Below are 20004 nucleotides of genomic sequence, written 5' to 3'. Positions count from 1 at the left end.
TATATGATAGAGAAGAAAAATTATAAATAGTAATTAATTCTCTCGCAGATTGCGCAGATTCACGCAGAAGAGTTCCATAAAAATCTGCGATTATCCGCGAGATCTACGGGAAGTAGAAAAGAAAAAAACTTATGAAATTAGTAATAGTTACAGCAGTAGAAGAATTTCAAAAGGAGGTTTTAAAAATCTTCAAAAAAGCGAATATTGAAAATTTTAGTAGTTCAGATATTGATGGTTATAAAAACGCACCATCGTTATTAAAAGCATCTAATTGGTTTTCAGCAGAAAAGAATGGTAATGAATCTATCATGTTTTTTTCTTTTACTAAAAAGGAAAAAATTGATGGACTCTTCAAAATTATAGAAGCGTTTAATACTAATTTAGAAACAAATAATCCTATAAGAGCCGTTGTGCTTCCTGTAGAAAGGTATCTATAAAAGTAAATTTTTCACTGTTTAAATACAGATTTTTTAAATCTAAAACAGCAATTAAAAGATGAATAATACTTACAAGGTTGGTAAAACCTTGCAGGATAAAAAAATAAAAAAATGTTAAACAAGTATTTTAGAGTTATAGTTGGAACAATGGTTTTATTAAGCGTGGTGCTTTCTGTTTACGTAAGCCCAAATTGGATGTGGTTTACCGTATTTATTGGTGTAAACTTAATTCAGTCTGCATTTACAAAATGGTGTTTATTAGAAACCATTCTAGTGAAATTAGGCGTTAAAAAAGAAGGTGGTTCTTGTTCTTCTTGTTAAGCCATTTTTCTAAAATTAAAAAAGGTTGTTGAAAATATTTTCAACAACCTTTTTTAACAAAATAAACTTCAGTTTTTAATGATGCCCTCTTCTTTTTGGTTCAAACTTTTTACCTGCACTTCCTAAACTGTTAAACTTATAGGTAAAGGTTAACATTGCATATTGTTTTAGAACGGTACTAGAAGCATCTTCAATATAATCTTCTGTAGCTACTCTTCTTGCATTGGTGTTTTGATTTAAAATATCATACACCTTTATCCCCAATGCACCTTGATCTTTTAAGATGGAATAACGCAAAGTAGTGTTCCAGAACCAAGCACTTTTTTGAAATCCGTCTGCAATATTTGGATTAAAATTATATTTTACGTCATTTCTCCATTCTAATTTTTTAGGTAAAAAGGTAGAAGTACTAATTAGCACATCATGACTTGTAAAATTCTTATCACTAAATTGTTCTATATCGTAGGTGTTTTTGTTAATAGAAATAGTATATGAAGGTCTAATTTGTAAGATATCATCCCACATAAAATCGAAACCTATTCTTGGAGAAATAGCTGTTGCTATACTAGAATATTGTACACCATTATTAAAGTTAATGTTTTTATTGTGGTTTGCAAAAACTCTAAACTCTGATTTTAAACTACCAAAATCTTCCCATTTTTTAGTAACACTATAACTACCACCCCCTTGTATGCTATAAAATCCATCTACGTTTGCGTAGGTAGTTTCTCTAATAAGTGTGTTTGGGTCTATTACAGTATTTGCAATAACTCTATTATTTGTTATAGAAGCATTACCAAAAGCCCAAAAACCAGTTCTTTCTTGCCAATTAAAATTAGACAGTCCAAAACGGATACTATGTGTTTTCGTAGGGTCTAATTCAGGATTTCCTGTTACAATATTTAAAGGGTTAGATTCGTCTCTAAATGGTTGCAATTGAGATAATGACGGAGTTCCGTTTCTAAAATTATATTTAAGGCGGTAGCTTGTTGTTCTGTCTTTTCTAAATCGAACACTTACACCGTATTCTAAGTTGTTAAATTCTCTTTCTAAATTGGTTTCTGGTCTTAAAAAGTCTGTATTTTTTAAAGTTCTGTTTAGATAAGCTACGTCTGCAGATGTAGACCATTTTTCATTTCGAAAAGATAGCTTTGCCTTCGGTTTTTTAACGTTGTCTTGATATTCAAAATCTGTACTTAATAAGTTACTAAATTCTGAATAATCATTGGTATTTTCATCAAAATTAAAGGTACTTCGTTTCTTTTTGGTTTTGGTATTGGAATATTCATAACTAACATCAAAATACAAAAGTCTAGATACTATTGGTAAACGATACGTAAGCTCACTACCAATTTCTGTTTTGTCTGTATTTCCATCAGAAAATTGGTCTCTAATTATTTGATCTGGAGTATCTCCATAAATATTGGTTTCAGATTTTACCAAGTCTTCAGTTTCGTTTTTATCTATATTTGCTGTAAGTTCAACTCTTAAAAAAGAGCCATTATTACCAAACATTTTTGTTAAGTTTATCTCATTATCAAACTTTTTAATATTAGAGTCTGCAATAGAATTAGAGTTAGAATTGTTGGTAAGTGTATTGCTATTATTAAAGCTTTCTGAAATGCTTGTATATGTATTTTTGTTTATATCTGCATTAAAATCAGACTCAATATCTATTCTAAAAGTACTATCAATTTCAATTTCAAAATCTACACTTGCATCATGACTATCACTTTCATTAAATGAAGTATTATTAGAGTTGGTAGAAAAGCTAGTTCCGTCTGCCAAAAATGTTTCTCTGTTTTTGGATGTTTTATTATCAGACTCACTATTCTTATAAAAATAATCACTAGAAAGTTCAAAAATTTTACCAAAAGCATTTATGTAATTTACACCATAATTATTAGAAGTAACAATACCTTGTCCTCCTCCAAAACTTCTATTATTTCCACCAAACTGTAATCGTTGATTTCCAAAACTAAAACCAGGAGAATTTACATTGTTACCACCTGCTAAAAGCCCAATTCTTTCGCTTTGTTTAAAACGAGTTGCCATACCTGCGTATTCATACCTTGCGTCTGTACCAATACCTGCAGCAGTTTTACCAAAATAACCTTTGTTATTTTCTTTTTTTATGGTAAGATTTATGGTTTTATTTTCTCCATCAGAATCTTCACCAGCAAAGGCTTGTGCATTGGTTTTTGTATCTGAAATTTGAATTTTCTCGATAATATCTTTTGTCAGATTTCTTGTTGTAATTGTTGGGTCGTTGCCAAAAAAAGGTTTACCATTTACCAATATTTTATTAACAGGTTTTCCGTTTACGGTAATAGCCCCTTCATCATCTACCTCTACTCCTGGCAATTTTTTTAATAAATCTTCTACATTGGCATCTTTTTTAGTTTTAAAAGATTTTACATTAAATTCTACGGTATCTTTTTTAATGGTGATGGGTGCACTAGATCTAATTACAACTGCATCTAAAACATTTTCTGGTTGTAGTACAATACCGCTAATTTGTTTATCTTTTACACTTACTATTTTAGTATAAGGTTTAAAACCAATATAAGAAACTACCAATTTTACTTTAGCATCTGCAGTTTTACCATCAACATTAAAATACCCTTTAGAATTTGTAATGGTGTATGCAATTATACTGCTGTCTTTTAACCTTTCTGTATGTACAGTTGCAGATTCTAGCAATTCATTATCTTCAGATGATTTGATAGTTCCGTTAAATTCAAATTTTTTGGTTTGAGATTGTGCAATACAGGTAATAACTAAGCAGATAAATAAAAGAATTTTCTTCATTATAATTGGTTGAGTTGATAAGGTTGAATTAGTGTAACTAGATTTCTGAGTAAAGGTTTAATCTAAAAAGTAGAAAGTAAGTGCTTTTAACATAACTTTAAGATTTTGCGAGAGTACTAACATTTATTCTTTGTAGCTAAGAAACTTTAAATCAACAGATAAACCACACAATATCTGATCCCTAAAGATTAGAGATGTATAATAATATTATAATTTTTTATTTTGTTATTTTGTTATTTTTATTTATTCTAAATAAATACTTATATTTGCAAAAATTATAATTTGTAATGATTGTTTTTTATACTGAAAGTAAGGCTGTAGTTTCTATGTTAAACACATCTGTGTGCGATAGTGTTTGTTCTGCTAATTGCATAAAACCAAAGAGTAGTTGTTGTAACAAGTATAAAAAAAAGGGCATCAACTGTAAGCGATGCCCTCATATTTTACTACAAGCTTCTTAATCTCTATTTTTTTATTCCTTTCTGTATAAAGGATCAGCACCTATTGTACCCAATAAACTTTCTAAATATTCATTAGAATTTACATGTTTATATTGAACCTTTAATTTTTCTAATCTAGTATTTATATCCATTTCAGAAACCAAAGATTTGTTATGAGGATTTGCAATAAAATCTTCGGAATATTTAATTTGATTTGCATAGAAAGCAATATCTTTTTCTTGCTTTAGCTTTAATCTTTCTTTATACCAATCACTATTAATCACATAATCTCTAGTAAATAATTTACGTAATTCAGGATCACTAATTTCTTTTCCTTCAAAATTTCCGTACGCCATAATATGTAATAAAACTTTTAAAGGAGGTATTGCCGCTGCTATGCTACCATCAGCAAAATAGTTTACAGCAACCTTTTGTTGCGCTTCTACAATGTTTTTAATACCATCTACATAATCTTCTAAACCTTGTAATTCTGGTTTTAACATTCTTTCGCTAAAAACAGCTGTGGGTTCATCAAAAATTCTATGCATACATCTGTAAGAAAATGTCTTTGTAATTCTGTACCCTAACCTACTCGCTAAAATAGTTTCTCCTTCATATTCAAAATCATCAATTTTTTCTAAAGATCCATTTGCAATTAATTCATTAGGATCTCTATCTTTTGGTTCTAATCTTGCCCAAATTTCAGGAATTAACAAACTCACATCATGGTCTATCTTATTTTCTGCACCAACATAACCTGCCGCTGTACTAAATCCGTTAGATTCTGTTAAAATATGTGACAACAATGCATTGTTTAAATCGGTTGTTGGTGTTAGCATGTTAAAAGGCGCTTTTGTTAAAGCTCCTTCAGAGCCTGCACCTGTAGTAGATGGAGATTTACCCGTTAAACTACAAATAAAATCCATAAATAATTCTGGTGCTTCTTGGTAGTGAATAGGATTATAAACCGCCAAAGGTCTTATTCCTGCTGCTTTATCTACAGGGTTATTTCTTCTACCTGGTAAAACCGCATTTACAACATGATGTACTGGTTCATTATATTTAATTTTTCTAACCAAACGAACTCCAAGATCTGCTAAATAAGTAGCTTCTGTTTCTTCAACATTTTTATTTGGTTCTAAATAACGAGGATTTTTTGTAGGTTCTCCGTTTACAATTCTAGTATGAGAAGGAACCACAAAAAATTGTTCTTTTTTATCACTTTTTACTATACTCTCAATAAAATCTTTAACAGGTTGCGTGTACTTGTCAAAGTTAATGGTATCTTCATATAAAACAACGGCATCTTCTTTTTTAAGCAACTCATAATTGGTTAAAAAACGACCGTTTGTTACTAAATCTAATTCTGCACCTTTATCATAACCCCTTACTACTGCTTCATCTGGTCTTTGAAAAAGATGTGCTTCACAATTGACTAATAGTTTTAAACTTTTATTTGTAAACTCAGAATTTAAGTTATTTAATTGATTTCTAGGTATGGTAATAGAAGCTGTAATGTCATCTTCTGTTTGCACTTTTTCTGATGGAGAAAAATCTGAACGAAGTTTGTTTAACATCCAGTTTCCTTTTTGATTGAAACCAATACGAACATAACTACCAACAACATGCGTGTTATTATATAACAAGCTTGTTCCTTTTTTTCCGTTGATAATTTCCACAGACATATAATCTTTCCAATTTAAATTTCCATGCGCTTGCCTATGTAACCTCTTCACAAACAACACTAATGAACGAATATGAACAGGAATGTTGTTTAACATTTCATTAAATTCATCAGAATTATCCTTAGAAGGAATTAATAATTTAACAGCAGAACTTAATGTTCTTTTTTCACTTAAAAAAGATCTAGATATTGGTCTGTTTGGGTCTTTTATTTTCCAACGATTAGAATACACATACTCTATAATTTCATCTGCTTTTTTAAAGTCTTCTTCTATATTATGTATGTTAAAACTACTGTACGTTATTGCATTTTGCATTGGTTTAGAAATCTCAGATTTACCACCTCCAGAAACCGTACAAGGTTTATGGCAAAAAACACCTTCTGCAAAGGTTTCTATAATTCTCCATAAATCTATAGATTTATGTTTTTCTAATTTTAATTTACTTCCGGTAGGATGAATATAGGTTTTATAAGGAGACAAGGTTAATTTTTGCTCTTTACTATTATGCATCCAAGTAATGCTATTGATATTGGTGTTTACATAGGCAAATTCTGGAATGTACACTATGTTTGGATATTTTTTGTCTACAGCATAATTCTCTGGCATCACCTCTATGGTGTCTCCTAAAAGTTCTTTTACACCTTCAAAAGTATGCTCAAAATTATAAAAAGCAGAATAGTCTTTACCATCTACAGTATCTCCCATAACTCTTCTTGCAAAGGCAATTGCACCACCAGCATGTTCTTCTTCTACCAAACCAAATAAATTAGCAGAATAACTAATTTGAGTTTTAATTTCTTTTTTAGAATATCCGTAATAATTATCTGCAATTAAAGTAACAACAACACCCCTATCATCTCTACATGTAATTTTAAAAGCACCACCTTCATTATAAAGTTCATGCTCATCTTTCCAACACATGCCATCTTTTCTTTGACGTTCTGTTGCATCATTAAAATGAGGTAAACCAACATCTTTCTTTTTCAACTCTTTTAATTGTGGAGCTAAAATGATACAACCAGTATGACCGGTCCAATGTTCTGTATCTAAAGCGGCATCATTTTGAGCCAAATTAGGATCTCCTGCATTTCCGAAAATAGATTCTACAAAGTCTAAATTACTTACTAAGTTTCCTGGAACAAAAAACCGAACTTCCATCGATTTTTCTGAAATAACACCTTTTACTTCTGGGCAAACCACAGGTCTTAACAAAGTTGAAACCATAACTTTAGCTTGGTTTTTCTGACTTGAAGTAAATGGTAATATTTTTAAATCTTCTGATGGATTAAAAGCAGCATTCAAAAAATGTGCAAATACTACTTTTGGCACTTCAAACTTATCTAAAGGAACAGGTAAAGTTCCTTCCACAATATGAAAAGTTCCTTTTGTGGTTCTTTTATCATTTAAAGGGTTGTTTAAAATTCCTTGTTTTACTCTGCTAGAAGTAACTAAATCACTTTTAAAAGTATCTTCATCTGGTGGTAAACTTACCTCTCTTGCTTGACCTTTTTTTGATAATATTAATGTATTGTTTGGCAATACAACGGGCTTATCAATAGAAACATCTTTTAAATAATCATCTAAAAATGCTTGTATTCTTGCATCTACAGGAGAATGATGATGAGATAGCAATCTCGATTTTTCTTGTAAACTTTTTATAAGTCCGCTTGTTAATTCTTCTAATTTTGGATTTAAAAAAGCAACAGAACTACCTGGTTTATCTTTAAAAGTTGGTTGTCCTAATGAAGCTAATTGCAGGTTGATAAATTGAATAGTATCATTTCTTTGGTCTTGCATAATTATATTTTTAAGAAACCTAAAAATAACATAAAATTTTAAAACCAAGGTAATGAAACCATTAAGGAATGTGCACTTGTTAAATATATATCATTTTACTATTTTCTGTGTTTATTTCAACACAAACAATCATAAAAACTTTAAAACTATTTAAAAGCATTTAAGCCAGTAACATCTAAACCTGTAATTAACAAATGAATATCATGCGTACCTTCATAGGTAATTACACTTTCTAAATTCATCATATGACGCATAATAGAGTATTCACCAGTAATGCCCATTCCTCCTAAGATTTGTCTTGCTTCTCTAGCTATTTTAATTGCCATATCTACATTGTTACGTTTTGCCATAGAAATTTGAGCAGAAGTTGCTTTTCCTTCATTTCTTAAAACTCCCAATCGCCAGGCCAATAATTGTGCTTTGGTAATTTCAGTAATCATTTCTGCTAACTTTTTTTGCTGTAATTGAAACTGACCAATAGGTTTGCCAAATTGCTCTCGTTCTTTACAGTAGCGCAAAGCAGTATCATAACAATCCATAGCTGCGCCAATTGCACCCCAAGCAATTCCAAATCTTGCAGAATCTAAACATCCCAAAGGTGCTCCTAAACCAGATTTATTTGGTAATAAGTTTTCTTTAGGCACTTTTACATTATCAAAAATAAGCTCACCAGTGGCAGAAGCACGTAAAGACCATTTATTATGTGTGGTTGGTGTTGTAAAACCTTCCATTCCGCGTTCTACTAGTAAACCATGAATTCTACCCTCTTCATCTTTAGCCCAAACTACAGCAACTTGTGCAAACGGCGCGTTAGAAATCCACATTTTTGCACCATTTAAAAGATAATGATCTCCCATATCTTTAAACTTTGTTTCCATTCCTGACGGATTAGAACCGTGATTGGGTTCTGTTAATCCGAAACAACCCATCCATTCTCCCGTAGCTAATTTTGGTAAATATTTTTTACGTTGAGTTTCATTTCCGTATTTATAAATAGGATACATCACCAAAGAAGATTGTACCGAAGCGGTAGAGCGCACACCAGAATCTCCGCGTTCTATTTCTTGCATAATCAATCCATAAGAAATTTGATCTAGACCAGCACCGCCATATTCTTCTGGAATATAAGGACCAAATGCACCTATTTCTGCCAAACCAACAATAATTTGCGTAGGAAATTCTGCTTTTTGGGCATATTCTTCAATAATTGGAGAAACATCTCGTTTTACCCAATCTCTAGCAGCTTCACGCACTAATTTGTGTTCATCAGTTAATAAATCGTCTAAATTATAATAGTCAGGAGCCTGAAAAAGATCTTGTTTCATAAGGTTTATTTATAAATTGATTCGAATTTAGTTTTTATTCTTTATAAAAATGTATAAATTTAAACAAATTTAAGTATAACTGTTTAAAATTTATTTATTGATATTAAAAAAAATAGCCATTGTTTAAAAATAACTCTTTTTGTATTCTTACTAAAGCAAACTTTAGAAGTAACCTATTTGATACTTTTAGAACAAATACTTCAAAAACAATTTTTATAATTTCTATTTATTAGAAAAAAATTAAAGTTATGAAGGGTAAAGTACAGAAAACTAATTCTTTTCTATTAAGTTTGTCATAATGAAGTACACCTTAGGAAAAGAAGAACGTTTAAAAAGCAAAAAGCTCATAGAAAAGCTTTATAAAGAAGGAAAAACTGTAAAAACATTTCCTTTAAGAATGATTTATTTACAAACCAAACACACCTCTAACTTTCCGGCACAAGTAGGTGTTTCTGTTCCTAAAAGAAATTTTAAAAGCGCGGTAGATAGAAATCGAATTAAACGTTTAATGAGAGAAAGTTATCGTTTGCAAAAAGAAATTGTTTACAATAATTTAGATGCACCTTACGTTTTTATGATCTCATATCTTGGTAAAGAAGAGTGGAAATATGAAGACTTGTATCCTAGAATGGAGAAGTTATTAACACTTTTTATTGATGCCTGTAAAAAATAGTTTTCCAATTATCGCCTTTGTTTTATGTTGAAATAAAAATACTATTATGAAAAAATTATACCTTAAGAAAAAAACAATTCTAGTACTTTTAGTGGTAACAGTTTTTTTATCGTTTTCATTTAAATCTAAATTTTTTGAAATAGCAAAACAGATAGAAATTTACAACAGCTTGTTTAAAGAATTAAACATGTATTATGTAGATGAAATAAACCCAGCAGAACTTACAAACAAAGCCATAAAAAACACTCTTAAAGACTTAGACCCGTATACCAATTTTTACAATGAACAAGATGTTGAAGATGCTAGAATAAGAAGAGCAGGAGAATATGGTGGTATAGGAATTTCTGTTTTTTATTCTGAAAAAGGTATTGAAATAAGCGAGATATTTAAAGGCTTTTCTGCAGATAAAGCCCAGTTAAAAGTAGGAGATCTTATAATTTCTGTTGATGGGCAATCTATAAAAGAAATGGAATCTGAACAACTTTCTATGCTTTTAAAAGGCGTGCCAAACAGCAGCATTTCTATAGAAATAGAAAGACAAGGAAACCTTCTTAAAAAGGAAATAATCAGAGATAAAGTTGTAATAAACCCTGTACCATTTGCAAAAATGATTGATACTGAAACGGGTTATATTGTTTTAACCAGATTTAATGAAAAAGCTTCTTCTGAAGTAAAAAAAGCATTTCGATCTTTAAAAAAAGAAGGGATGAAAAAATTGGTTTTCGACCTCCGTTCTAATCCTGGAGGCTCTCTATTAGAATCTATCAATATTTCTAATTTCTTTTTGCCAAAAGGGCAAACCATTGTAAGTACAAAAGCTAAAATAAAAAAATTTAGCAATACTTATAAAACCACAAACCAACCTTTAGATTTAGACATCCCCATTGTGGTATTAATCAATGGCAGTTCTGCATCGGCATCAGAAATTGTAAGTGGTTCTTTACAAGATTATGATAGGGCCGTAATTATGGGAGAACGTTCTTTTGGCAAAGGCTTGGTACAACGTCAGAAAGAATTAACTTATGGCACACAATTAAAGGTAACAATCTCTAAATACTACACACCCAGTGGCAGATGTATTCAAGAATTAGATTATGCAAATAGAACTAAAGATGGCAAAGTACCAAAGTTTTCAGACAACGGTATTAACGAGTTTAAAACCACAAACGGAAGAACAGTTTTAGATGGCGGCGGAATATTACCAGATGTGCTTATAAATACAACTGAAAAAACAGCAGCTACTAAAATGCTATTGAAGTCTAGAGCAATTTTTAATTTTGCTACGGCGTTTTATTATCAACACTCAACAATAAAAAATGAAACTAATTTTGATTTTACAGAGCAAGATTTTAATCAATTTACAAATTATTTAAAATCAGATACTATTTTTACCACAGACCAAGAGCTGCTTTTTAAAAAAGCCTACAAAATATCTGAAGACAAAGGAATTTCTAAAGAATATGAAAAAATTCAAGAAAAATTACACCAACATAAAATTGATGAAATTTCTAAAAATAAAGATATTTTAAAAACAATCATTAAAGAAGAAATATTACAAAGGTATTATTATAAAGAAGGTGTATATCTGCATAATATAGAAAATGATAATACCATAAAAGAAGCCGTTACTTTATTGCAAAATGAAGATAAATATAAAGATATTTTATCAGAAAATTAATTTTTATATTTGTGCCACAAAATAAACTATGTCTCAGTCAAAAAAGTTAAATAGAACAAGAGCGCAAGAATCTACAAATGCTATAGAAAAGCTTTATATTTCTATGCGTCATTTGTTTAGTAGAGGCTTTTATAAACCCATGGGGATTTCTGGTGAAGCACTACGCAAATCATTATTGCAATTACGCCCAGAAATTTATGGTTCTATTGCAGAAGATAGGTCTGAGTTAAATGGATTAATTTATATAATAGAAAGGCTTCCGGAAGGAATAGAAGAATGTCAGTTTATAAATCTTACAGCAGATGAAGGTTATAAAAACTCACATTTTGCACCAATAATTCCTGCAAAAAGAAGAAGAAATTGCTACCGAATAGATAAAGACCAAATGAATATTGAGATTACCAGAGGACGTTCTGAAATCTATGATATTTTAACACATTTAACGTTTTTATTCATAGAATCACATAAAATACAGCAACGCGTTTCTTTAAATTATGGTAAAAGTTTTATACGAGAATGGCAATCTTTAGAAGATGTTGTACTAAATAGTAAAACAATTTCAGAAAAAGAAAAAGAAGTTATTATTGTTCATTTAGGAAATATATTAGGTAGAACTTATGATGAAGTTTCTGATGTTTATAAAAAGTTTTCCTCGGCTTCAAATCCTCATAAATTTTTTCAATTAATCTATTGGATGGGTAAGCTAGCCATTAATGAAGTATTTGAAAACAAAAAAAGAACTGTAACTTTTAGTTCTGTTTTAATTGAAGAAATTGGACATCATATTTATGGAGAAATTTGGGCAAATAGTATTAAAAAAGTACTAAAAGCACACAAACTTTTAAGAAGACCCATTCATATTATTAGTGCCAATATGCATAGCGTTTTAAACTCAATTTATGCAGAAGGCGCTTTACCAAAAGAGGCAGAAGCGTATGATGGTTTTGAGTTGTATCAATTATTAAGTAATTTAGATAGTAAACCACAGCAAAAAACAGTTAAAGAATATGCGTCTGAAAATGGTTTAATTTATATAAAAGACACCTCTGGTACAAATATAAATGTACAAGTAATAGATACTGACAAAATTAACTTTGAAAACACGCCGTATAACAAAGTAAATTCTTTAGAAGAAAACCCCGTTATTATTGTAATGGATTATGCTTTTGGAGAACAAGCTTTTGAAACCATGGATGAACTTTTAAAGCCCTATAAAAACAACAAGAGAAAGAACCATTTAGATGTAAAATCTATTTCTATTATGGGTAAAGCTGGCATTTTAGAAGGTGGCAAAGGAGATATAATGATTCCTGATGCCCATATTTTTGAAGGAACAGCAGATAATTATCCATTTAAAAACGCCCTTTCTAAAGTAGATTTAGAAGGTTTTGGAGTAGATGTTTTTGACGGTTCTATGGTAACTGTTTTAGGAACTTCTTTACAAAATAAAGATCTTTTAAAGTTCTTTCATGATTCTACCTGGAATGTTATTGGATTAGAAATGGAAGGAGCACATTATCAAAAAGCCATACAATCTGCTTCTAAAATTAGAGGAAATATATCAGAAAATGTACAAGTACGATATGCCTATTATGCATCAGACAACCCTTTAGAAACAGGTGCAACTTTAGCTTCTGGCGGTTTAGGTATGACAGGTGTAACACCTACTTATGCAATTACACAAAGAATATTAGAACAAATTTTTTAACAAACAAAGACTGTCTTACAGCCAAAACAACAAAATGTCAACAAATCAAAAAAACAACGAAGAAGAAATAGATTTAGGTTCTTTATTTGTAATTATTGGAAAAGGTTTTTCAAAATTTTTTAATTTTATTGGTAGTATCTTTAAAGGTCTTTTTACAATTATTATTTTAATTTTACTTTTTATTAAAGACCATTTTATAAAGCTTGCAATTGCAGCATTTATAGGAGCAGTTATTGGGCTGTTTATAGAAATAAAAAAAGATACTCTTTATGCTTCTGATTTAATTGTAAAACCCAATTTTGAAAGCGCAAGGCAATTGTATAATAATATAAATTATTACAATGACTTAGTGAAACAAAAAAAGACTTCTGAATTAGCTGAATTATTTAAGTTAGATGAACCCAATGCAGCAAGTTTAAAAAAATTTACCATAAAATCTATTAAAACTGAAAATGATATTATTAATGGTTATAACAACTTTATTTTAGCAGTAGACACCGCTACGGTAAAAAGTTACACCTATGATCAATTCAAATCATCATTTTCAAATTATGATTATAAAATTCATGAAATTGAAGTAGTCTCCACAAAAAATGATGTTTTTAAAAGCTTAGATGACATTATTATTTCCTCCGTTGTAGAGAATAAATACTTTAATAGATTAAAAGAATTAAACAATGAAAATCTGAATAGAACCGATTCTTTATTGCGTCAAAATTTAGGGCAAATAGATTCTTTAAGAAGAGTTTATATGAATGTAATGATTGAAGAAGCTAAAAAGCAAAACAACGGTACAAATATAGATTTGGGTGGCGTTAAGAGTACCACCAAAGAATTAGAACTTTTTGAAACAAACAGAAAAATTAATGCTGAATTAAAAAATGTAGTATCGGACAAATCTGAAGAATACGAAGTAATAAACGTCATCTCTAATTTTCAAGCAGTTGGTTATAAAATGAATAGCGTTACAAAGAATTACATCTTCTTATTAGCCGTTTTAGGTATTTTAATAATTACGTTTATTCAATTAATTATACAATTAAATAATTTTCTAAATAATTATAAAAAATAAGAATGAAAAGTATTCTTATTACAGGAGGTGCAGGATTTATTGGTTCAAATTTTATTTCTTTTTTTCTAGAAAATAATAAAAACTATCATATCGTAAATATAGATTTACTTACCTATGCTGGTAATATTTCTAATTTAAGTGAGGTTACTGATAATTCAAGATACACTTTTGTACAAGGAGATATTTGTGATAGAGATTTAGTTGAAAAACTTTTTAACCAATATCATTTTAATGGAGTTATTCATTTCGCAGCAGAGTCTCATGTAGACAATTCCATAAAAAATCCGGACACTTTTGTTAGAACAAATGTTTTTGGAACCTTTAATTTACTTGATGTTGCTAAAAATTATTGGATGGAAAGTTCTAACTTGTATAAAAAAGGATTTGAAAACTGTAAATTTCATCATATTTCAACAGATGAAGTTTATGGCTCTTTGGGTAAAGAGGGCTTATTTACAGAAAAAACAGCTTATGCACCCAATAGTCCTTATAGCGCATCTAAAGCATCGTCAGATTTTTTAGTTAGAAGCTATTTTCATACCTATGGTATGAATGTTTTAACCACAAATTGTTCTAATAATTATGGACCAAAACAACATGATGAAAAATTAATTCCAACTATTATAAGAAAAGCCATAAAAGGAGAAAAAATACCTATTTATGGTGATGGAAAAAACATTAGAGATTGGTTATTTGTACTCGATCATTGTAAAGGAATTGAACTTGTTTTTAAACAAGGTGAATTTGGAGAAACTTATAATATTGGCGGTAAAAATGAACGAGATAATTTATATATTGTTAATTGTATTTGTGAAATTTTAGATAAAATTAAACCAAAGAAAACTTCTTATAAAAAACAAATTTCTTTTGTAAAAGACAGACCTGGTCACGATTTTAGATATGCAATAGATGCTACGAAACTAGAAAAAGATTTAGGATGGAAAGCACAAGAGAATTTTGAAACTGGAATACAAAAAACAATTGAATGGTATTTAAAAAAGTATCAATAATATGAAAGGAATTGTTTTAGCTGGAGGCTCGGGTACTAGATTACACCCACTTACATTAGCTGTTAGTAAACAGTTAATGCCAGTGTATGATAAACCTATGATATATTATCCTATTTCCGTACTTATTCTTGCAGGAATACATGAAATTTTAATTATATCTACACCTCAAGATTTACCATTGTTTAAACGTTTATTAGGTGATGGAAAAAAGTTTGGTTGTACTTTCGAATATGCAGTACAAGAAAAACCTAATGGTTTAGCAGAAGCCTTTTTAATTGGTGAAAATTTTATTCAGAAAGATAAAGTAGCTTTAATATTAGGCGATAATATTTTTTATGGTTCTGGTTTACCTAGATTATTAAAAGCAAATAATAATCCGGACGGAGGTATTGTTTATGCCTATCATGTAAATGATCCTGAACGCTATGGTGTTGTTGAGTTTGATAAACATCAACAGGCAATATCAATAGAAGAAAAACCAAAAGAACCAAAATCTAATTTTGCGGTTCCCGGTATCTATTTTTATGATAATTCTGTAATTGAGGTTGCAAAAAACCTAAAACCAAGTAAAAGAGGAGAACTTGAAATAACAGATATTAATAAATGGTATCTTAAAAAAAATAAATTAAAAGTAAGTATTTTAGATAGAGGTATTGCCTGGCTAGATACAGGTACTTTTAACTCATTAATGCAAGCAGGACAGTTTGTACAGGCAATAGAACAAAGACAAGGATTAAAAATAGGGTCTTTAGAAGAATCTGCCTATAGAGCTGGGTTTATCAGTAAAAAAGAAATGTATGCATTGGCAAAACCATTATTAAAAAGTGGCTACGGAGATAATATATTAGAAATAAAATGATAGTTAAAGAAACAAAATTAAAAGATTGCTTTGTTATAGAACCCTTATTTTTTAAAGATAATAGAGGTTGCTTTCTACTAGAATACAACAAAAAAGAGTTTCAAGAAAAAACAGGTTTTGATGGAGAGTTTGTATTAGAAAACCAATCTACTTCTCAATATGGTGTTGTAAGAGGGTTACATTTACAAAGAGGAGAATTTGCACAAGCTAAATTAGTGCGAGTTATAAAAGGTAAGATATTAGATGTTGCTGTAGATTTTAGAGAAGGTTCACCAACATTTGGCAAACATTTTTCTATTGAATTGTCTGGTGAAAATAACAAACAATTATTTGTTCCAAGAGGTTTTTTACATGGTTTTTCTGTTTTAGAAAATGATACCATAGTTGCTTATAAGTGCGATAATTATTACCAGCCACAAGCAGAAGAAGGTGTTATTTATAATGATAAAAATTTAAATATTGATTGGAAATTGAATGACGATAAAATAATATTATCTGATAAGGATAAGGAACTATCATTTTTGTAACAAGCTATGATGAATTATCTAAAAGGGATAAAAAAAAATGACAAAGATTTATTTGAGCTTATTAAAGGAGGAGGAGTAAATTTTATTTTTTACGGCTTAAATTTATTTATCGTTTATTTTTTAGCAATTATTATAACAAAATTTTATGGACCATCTGCATATGGTCGTTATTCAATAATTAAGTCACTAATTTTAATATTTATAATTTTTAATACTTTAGGGTTAAATACTTTTGCAATAAGATTATCATCAGATAGAAAACATTTTGATAAAGGTTTGTTTAATTCAGATTATTTTAAAAAATCTTATATTATTTTATTTGTTGCTTCATTAATATTAAGTACAACTCTAATAATTTTTAAGAAAGAAATTGCAGTATCTTTTTTTGGAGATAAGAGTTTAGAAAGTTATTTGGTTTATTTTCCTTTTGTATTAATATTTGCTACATTTTTAAATTATAATAGTAATGTTTTAAAAGGTCAAGGAAAAATTTTATTATTTTCTATTGTTAGTTCATTTTTAAATAATTTTATTTTTATATGCATTATTCTCATAGGTTATTTTTACTATACTAGTAATGAATCTTTTATTATTATAAGTTTACTTATAAGCTTTATTGTTGCGTTTGTTGTTTCTATTTATATAATTACACCTATTAGATACTCACAAGATTATAAGAAGAGTAAATATGTAAGGCTCTTGAAAGATAGTTTGCCTATGATGTTAAGCTCCTCAATGATTTTTATAATTTTTTCTGTAGATACTTTAATGCTTGGTTTTTTTGATTCTAGTGAAAACGTAGGTATATATAGAATTGTTACACAGATCTCTGGGATAAATGCCGTTTTTTTAATTATAATTGGAGCTGTAGTTGCTCCAAAAATATCAAAACTTTATTCTGAAAATAAAATTTTAGAAATTAAACCTTTAATAATAAAGTCATCAAAAATTGTATTGTTAATAACATTACCTATTTTAATTTTAATTTTAATTTTTTCAAAACACATTTTGCTTTTTTTTGGAGAAGAATATCTAAATGCTTTTCAGTCAATTTTAATACTTTCTATCTGTCAATTTTTTTATGCAATCTCAGGATTTGTAGATCTAATTCTAAATATGACAGGAAAACAAAGAGTTTTTGGAAAAATAACCTTTATAACTGCCATGATTAATATAATTTTAAATTTATTATTAATACCAATTTATGGTATAACTGGTGCAGCAATTTCTACGGGTTTTTCAATATTGCTAACAAATGGTTTGGGTGCAGTTTATGTTAAAATGAAATATAACTTTTTACCCTTTTATATTCCTTTTATTAAAAGATAGTAAAAATGACAACTTACAAGACAAAAGCATTTTCAGTGAAAAGCACTTTATTTATTTTATTTGTAGTTTTCTGTATTCAATTTACAGAACTAAAAATAGATGTAATAAAATTGTCTGAACTATTATTGTTATTGATTACGCCGTTTTTGTACTTCAAAAATAAAATTAATAAATGGAGTTTATATTTATTAATTTTATTTACACTTTGGTTAGTAATTTCGTTGGCAATTAACCCTTTTAGAGATTTTTACTTACTTACTAATGTTTCGGTTTTAAAAAAGCCTTATCTAATTAGTATAGGAAGGTATTTAGAATTAATTTCATGTATTAATTTAGCAACTCTGGTATATTTATTTTTAAAAAATAAAACAAAACAGCAAGTACAGATATTTATAAAATATATTTTTAATTTTTGTTTATTTTTTACAATAATTAATACTTTGATTTTTGCATTGTTAAAGTTTAATTTTATTCTAGAGAGTAATCTTTTATATTATGATCATGGAATAAGACTAAAAGGATGGTATGTAGAAGGAGGGCCTTATGGATTAATGGTTTCATTTACATTTATCTTGACCTTTTTTTATAAAAGTAAATATCATTTATTAAATAGATTTTTTCTAATATTTGTTATTTTTTTTCTTGCAAGATCTAAAGCAGGAATAGTATTAATTTTAACATGGTACGTTTTAATGTATTATAAAATTGCTTATAATAAGCTAAGAGAATTAAATTTCATAATTATTATAATTGGTGGTTTTTTGATTTCTTTAGTAATAATAAAATTAGGAGACGGATATATAAAGGATATTGTAAATGTTAAACGAGAGATGAAGGAGCGGCCACAAGATGTTAATCTTGTTATGGGTAGAATTGCTGGATTATTTATTTTTCCAAATATGGTATCTCACAATCCAATTTTAGGTATCGGTTTGGGTAATTATCCTATTATAAGAAATAACCCTGAATTTTTGAAGTTTATTCCAAAGAGCCCACCAGGAAAAACAGATGCTCACGGGTTTGGTGGTTTAATTCAATTGTTAGTAGATGGAGGTTTAGTTTTTTTAATTCTTTTTTTATTAATCGTATATAAATTATATCAGAAATTAAAGAAAAAAGAAAATGGTGATGAAAAATATTTGCAAATATTTTTATTCTTTTTTGTTTTTGGAGTTCAAATATACTTCCTTTATCCTTGGGTTTTAATTGGTATTTCAATATATTATTCTCAAAATCATAATAATGAAAAAAATAATTGCAATTGATGCTCGAATGATAAATGATTCGGGAATAGGGACGTATTTAAAGAATATTATTCCTCATTTCATTAATAATTTTAATGTTATTTTACTAGGCGATAAAAGAAAATTATTAGCATTTGAAAATGATGAAAAAAATAATATAATTAATTTTACCGAAAAAATATACTCTTTAAAAGAACAACTAATATACCCTTTAATCATTCCAAAATGTGACATCTTTTGGACCCCGCATTTTAATACACCAATTTTACCAACAAAAGCAAAAAAGTATATAACAACAATACATGACGTAAATCATTTGGCTTTTGAAGGTAGTTTAGGTTATTTTAAAAAAAAATATGCGAGATTTTTATACTTAAATGCAATAAATAGGAGTGAAGAGATTATTACAGTTTCTAATTTTTCTAGAAATGAAATAATTAAGCTTTTACAGCCTAAAAATCTATTTATAAATGTAATTTATTGTGGTGTAAGTGAGTATTTTTTTGAAAATAAAGACAGTTCTATTAATTTTGTGTTACCCGAAAAATATATTCTTTTTGTAGGAAATGTGAAACCGCATAAAAATTTAATTACTCTTTTTCAGGCTTATGTTCAATTGCCCAAAAATATAAAAGATAATTATAAATTATTAATTTTAGGTAAAAAAGATGGATTTATAACATCAGATAAAAATGTTTTTAAGTTTATTGAAGATAATAACCTATTAAATAACATTATATTTACCGGTTTTGTTGAAGATAAATTATTGCCTCTTATTTACAGAAAAGCAACAATTTTTGTTTTCCCTTCTTTATATGAGGGTTTTGGGTTACCGTTATTAGAATCAATGGCTTCAAAGACTATTGTTTTAAGTTCAAATTATGCAAGCTTGCCAGAAGTTGGTCTTGATTGCGCTATTTATTTTAATCCTAAAGATAGTTTTGAGTTAAAAGAAAAAATTGTTGAAATTTTAAATAATAAATTTTTGAGAGAGTTATATATAAAGAAGGCTTATATTCATTCTAAAAAATTTTCATGGAAAAAATCTGCGGAAAAACATATAGATTTATTTAAAAAAACATAACCCA

At 28.5% G+C, this 20004-nt stretch carries 15 protein-coding genes; 12 read left to right on the top strand and 3 right to left on the bottom strand.

The features are described from left to right. The first annotated feature begins 131 nt into the window (after positions 1-131). Together ACSHW5_RS03030 and ACSHW5_RS03025 are read left to right on the top strand one after the other, a co-directional pair. Positions 132-437 carry a hypothetical protein gene (locus tag ACSHW5_RS03030; RefSeq protein WP_435674633.1) on the top strand — a complete coding sequence of 102 codons (306 nt, stop codon included), beginning with the start codon at positions 132-134 and terminating at the stop codon, positions 435-437. 111 nt (positions 438-548) lie between these two features. Continuing rightward, the gene (locus ACSHW5_RS03025; RefSeq protein WP_435674632.1) at positions 549-758 is read left to right on the top strand and encodes a YgaP family membrane protein; all 210 of its coding nucleotides are present in this window, start codon (positions 549-551) and stop codon (positions 756-758) included. Between the two features lie 75 nt (positions 759-833). On the opposite strand, the gene ACSHW5_RS03020 is transcribed toward ACSHW5_RS03025, so the two are convergent. The 3 genes from ACSHW5_RS03020 to ACSHW5_RS03010 all read right to left on the bottom strand — a co-directional run bounded on the left by ACSHW5_RS03020 (position 834) and on the right by ACSHW5_RS03010 (position 8816). Further along, positions 834-3569 carry an outer membrane beta-barrel protein gene (locus ACSHW5_RS03020; RefSeq protein ID WP_435674631.1) on the bottom strand — a complete coding sequence of 912 codons (2736 nt, stop codon included), beginning with the start codon at positions 3567-3569 and terminating at the stop codon, positions 834-836. Between the two features lie 472 nt (positions 3570-4041). After that, positions 4042-7491 (bottom strand): hypothetical protein, encoded by a 3450-nt coding sequence (locus tag ACSHW5_RS03015; protein WP_435674630.1) that lies wholly within the window; start codon positions 7489-7491, stop codon positions 4042-4044. A gap of 146 nt (positions 7492-7637) precedes the next feature. Beyond that, entirely contained in the window at positions 7638-8816 is a 1179-nt protein-coding gene (locus tag ACSHW5_RS03010; RefSeq protein ID WP_435674629.1) for an acyl-CoA dehydrogenase family protein, read from the bottom strand. A 298-nt stretch (positions 8817-9114) separates the two neighbouring features. Here ACSHW5_RS03010 and rnpA point away from each other — a divergent pair, with 298 nt between their 5' ends. The 10 genes from rnpA to ACSHW5_RS02960 are packed head-to-tail and all read left to right on the top strand — an operon-like array spanning position 9115 to position 20000. Continuing rightward, positions 9115-9489, top strand: a complete 375-nt coding sequence (rnpA, locus tag ACSHW5_RS03005) for a ribonuclease P protein component (protein ID WP_435674628.1) — start codon at positions 9115-9117, stop codon at positions 9487-9489. Positions 9490-9535: 46 nt separating this feature from the next. Next, the gene (locus tag ACSHW5_RS03000) at positions 9536-11167 is read left to right on the top strand and encodes a S41 family peptidase (RefSeq protein WP_435674627.1); all 1632 of its coding nucleotides are present in this window, start codon (positions 9536-9538) and stop codon (positions 11165-11167) included. Positions 11168-11195: 28 nt separating this feature from the next. After that, positions 11196-12875, top strand: coding sequence for a DUF6909 family protein (locus ACSHW5_RS02995; RefSeq protein WP_435674626.1), 1680 nt, complete (start codon positions 11196-11198; stop codon positions 12873-12875). A 34-nt stretch (positions 12876-12909) separates the two neighbouring features. Next, positions 12910-13947, top strand: a complete 1038-nt coding sequence (locus ACSHW5_RS02990) for a hypothetical protein (RefSeq protein WP_435674625.1) — start codon at positions 12910-12912, stop codon at positions 13945-13947. 2 nt (positions 13948-13949) lie between these two features. Next, positions 13950-14957, top strand: coding sequence for a dTDP-glucose 4,6-dehydratase (gene rfbB, locus ACSHW5_RS02985; protein WP_435674624.1), 1008 nt, complete (start codon positions 13950-13952; stop codon positions 14955-14957). A 1-nt stretch (position 14958) separates the two neighbouring features. After that, complete coding sequence (rfbA, locus tag ACSHW5_RS02980; protein WP_435674623.1) at positions 14959-15816, top strand: glucose-1-phosphate thymidylyltransferase RfbA; 858 nt, start codon at positions 14959-14961, stop codon at positions 15814-15816. After that, positions 15813-16343 (top strand): dTDP-4-dehydrorhamnose 3,5-epimerase, encoded by a 531-nt coding sequence (gene rfbC, locus ACSHW5_RS02975; protein ID WP_435674622.1) that lies wholly within the window; start codon positions 15813-15815, stop codon positions 16341-16343. The genes rfbA and rfbC overlap by 4 nt, the downstream gene beginning before the upstream one ends. Before the next feature lie 9 nt (positions 16344-16352). Next, on the top strand, positions 16353-17672 hold the full coding sequence (locus tag ACSHW5_RS02970; protein ID WP_435674621.1) for an oligosaccharide flippase family protein: 1320 nt from the start codon (positions 16353-16355) through the stop codon (positions 17670-17672). A gap of 5 nt (positions 17673-17677) precedes the next feature. Continuing rightward, a complete protein-coding gene (locus ACSHW5_RS02965) occupies positions 17678-18937 on the top strand; it encodes a hypothetical protein (RefSeq protein WP_435674620.1) in 1260 nt (419 codons plus the stop codon). Then, positions 18915-20000, top strand: coding sequence for a glycosyltransferase family 4 protein (locus ACSHW5_RS02960; RefSeq protein WP_435674619.1), 1086 nt, complete (start codon positions 18915-18917; stop codon positions 19998-20000). Before ACSHW5_RS02965 ends, ACSHW5_RS02960 begins: the two co-directional genes overlap by 23 nt. Positions 20001-20004 lie beyond the last annotated feature (4 nt).

Origin of the sequence: Polaribacter sp., assembly GCF_051251875.1 — a bacterium.
Taxonomy (GTDB): domain Bacteria; phylum Bacteroidota; class Bacteroidia; order Flavobacteriales; family Flavobacteriaceae; genus Polaribacter.
This window is presented reverse-complemented; position numbering and strand designations above follow the sequence as displayed.